The sequence below is a fragment of the Salipiger sp. HF18 genome (assembly GCF_011806505.1).
Lineage (GTDB): Bacteria > Pseudomonadota > Alphaproteobacteria > Rhodobacterales > Rhodobacteraceae > Salipiger > Salipiger thiooxidans.
This window is the reverse complement of the sequence record NZ_JAATOS010000560.1, coordinates 1-2,432: the sequence shown is the minus strand read 5'-3', so window position 1 is coordinate 2,432 and position 2,432 is coordinate 1. Positions and strand designations below refer to the sequence as shown.

Annotated in this window: 3 protein-coding genes and 1 pseudogene; all 4 read right to left on the bottom strand. The window is 71.3% G+C overall.

What is annotated here, in order from left to right:
- Nucleotides 1-566: pseudogene (locus HC022_RS24090) on the bottom strand (endonuclease); the annotation flags it as partial.
- A gap of 10 nt (nt 567-576) precedes the next feature.
- Nucleotides 577-1,302, bottom strand: a complete 726-nt coding sequence (locus tag HC022_RS24085) for a molecular chaperone DjiA (RefSeq protein ID WP_167454084.1) — start codon at nt 1,300-1,302, stop codon at nt 577-579.
- Nucleotides 1,303-1,343: 41 nt separating this feature from the next.
- Complete coding sequence (locus HC022_RS24080; RefSeq protein ID WP_368484727.1) at nt 1,344-1,823, bottom strand: N-acetyltransferase family protein; 480 nt, start codon at nt 1,821-1,823, stop codon at nt 1,344-1,346.
- A complete protein-coding gene (locus tag HC022_RS24075) occupies nt 1,820-2,431 on the bottom strand; it encodes a VOC family protein (RefSeq protein ID WP_167454083.1) in 612 nt (203 codons plus the stop codon). Before HC022_RS24075 ends, HC022_RS24080 begins: the two co-directional genes overlap by 4 nt.
- Between the last annotated feature and the right edge of the window lies 1 nt (nt 2,432).

The following is a 2,432-nucleotide window of genomic DNA, read 5'->3' as shown; positions in this document are numbered from 1 at the left end:
GCGATGCCCAGCCGCATCACCTGGTCGCGGTTGTGCGCCCCGTGCGGCGCCTTCGATTTCAGATGCGCCCCGATGAGCCGCAGCACGTGCCCCGTTGCGGTCACCGCCTCGACCTCGAGCGGCGGCTTCGAGAACACCACCCGGTCCTCGGTGGCGTCGATGTCGAGGTCGATGCGGAACACCCCGTCGAATCGCGGCGAGCCGTGGCTGCCGGTCACCTGCCCCAGCGGCGCATGACGGGCGCTCAGGAGCGCGGGATCGTAGAGCAGCGCGATCTCCTGCTGGGTCTCGTTGACGAAGCCGGTCAGCACCCGCCGCGTGCGCAGCTCATAGGCCTCGGCAAAAGCCTCGAGCGCGCGTACGGTCGAGCGCCGCGAGCCCGTGTCCGGGGCCTCGATGATCATCACCGCGTCGGCGTCCATGGCGGTGAAGACGATGCCCAGCGCCTCGGCCTGGTCGCGCCGGGTGATGTCGTGACGGCCCGACCAGCCGCCATCCGCCAGCAGCCGGCCGGAGTCGTCGAAGAGCGCGTCGAACCATTCGATGTTGTAGGTGGCGAGCCGCACCCGCCCGGCCTCAGGCCGCGCGCTGCGCCGAGATCTCTTCCCAGGCGCGGTTGATGTCGATGAGCCGCTTCTCGGACAGCTTCACCGCCTCTGGCGGCACGCCCCGCGCCTGCATCACGTCCGGGTGGCTGTCGCGCACCAGCTGCCGCCAGTGGCTGCGGATCTCGGGCAGCGGCGTCGCCGGATCGACCCCCAGCACGGCATAGGGATCGGGCACCGCGTCGGGCACGAAGCGGGCGCGGACGGCGCGGTACTCGGCCGCCGGGATCTCGAAGATCTCGGCCACGCGGTCGAGAAAGGCCTCCTCGGCCGGGTGGTAGTGCCCGTCCGCCATGGCGATGTAGAACAGCCCCTCGAGCAGGTCGCAGACCGGCCCCTTGGTGTCGTCGAACATGCGGCGGATGCGGCGGGGCAATTCCCCTCCCCCCCCCCCCCCCCGCCGGCGGCGGGGCGCCGCCCCCGGCGCGGCCCTCCCCTCCTGCCGCGCGAGGTTGAAGACGCGCGCCGCGGCCTTCTCGTCCTCGGGCGCGATCGAGAAGATCTCGCGGAAGGCGGCGACCTCGTTGCGGGTCACCTGCCCGTCCGCCTTGGCCATCTTGGCGGAGAGCGCGATGACGGCGATGGTGAAGGCAACGCTGCGCTCGGGCGGTTGGCGAAGGCGGTCGAACACCGCACCCAGCCCCTCGCCCTTCGCCAGCGCCGAAAGCGCTTCGGTTATGCGGGTCCAGATCGACATGGGCGGATTCTACGCGGTCCCGCGCGGACTGTCAGCGCGGTTCAGAGAAATTTCTGCATCAGCACAAGATCCATCCAGCGCCCGAATTTCCAGCCGACCTGCGGCAGGCGGGCAGCCTCGCGGAAGCCTATGGCGGCGTGAAACGCAATGCCCGCTGGGTTTTCCGAAGACACGCCGGCGAAGAGCGAATGCACGCCCTGCCCCCGCGCGACCTCTTCGATGGCATCCATCAGCGCGCGCCCCGCCCCGCGACCTCTTGCCTCGGGGGAGAGGATGACGGTGTGCTCCTTGGTCCGGGCATAGCCGGGCCCGCCGCGGAACGGGAAGAAGGTGGCGAATCCGAGCAGCGTGCCGGCGTCCTCGGCAACCTGGAAGGCGGGCCCCCGTGCCGCGATGTCGGTGGCGATGCCCTCGGTGGTCTTGAGCTCGGTCGAAAAGGTGATCGCGGTGGTCTCGATCCACGGGTTCCACAGTGCCTCGAGCGCTGCCGCGTCCGACGCGTTGGCCGGACGGACGATCACTGCAGCACGCGCGGGTGGCCCTGCGGCGTGCGCAGTTCGGCCCGCAGACCGGGCTTGGCGCCGGTGGTGAAGCGCACCATCGGCGCGTCGAGCCAAGGCGCCAGCAGCGCCTGCAACTCTGAGGCCTGCGGGTGGATGACCTCGAGCCCCTCGAGCCGCGTGCCGGAGGCCGAGAGGATGGCGCCCGCGGGCACCGGGCTCAGCCACTGGATCAGCGCCGGGAAGACGCCGTCATAGGGCAGGAGCCCGTCCTCGGGCACCGCCATGATCCAGCGCAGCCGGCCGCGCGCCAGTTCCACCGGCCGGCCCGCCATGGGCAGCGCCGCAAGGGCCGCGTCCATGTCGCTCACCCGGCAGATCCACTTGTCGAGCCGCGCCGGCCCGTGGAACCGGTCGAGCCCGAACCAGCGCGGGCCCTCCGGGGGCTCGGCCGAGGGGTCGATGGCGATGGCTTCGAGATAGACGCCGCCCAGCCCGAGAAGCTGGTTGTGGGTGCCGTAGCGCTCATGTGCGCCACCCGGCAGCATCGGCACGCCCGCCGCCGCCTCGGTGTGGGCAACCGCTTCCTCGAGGCTCTCGCCCAGCACCGCGATGTGATCCAGTTGCAGC

Coding starts and splice junctions, on each gene's coding strand:
- HC022_RS24085 (WP_167454084.1), bottom strand. CDS start 1,302: ATGTCGATCTGGACCCGCATAACCGAAGCGCTTTCGGCGCTGGCGAAG.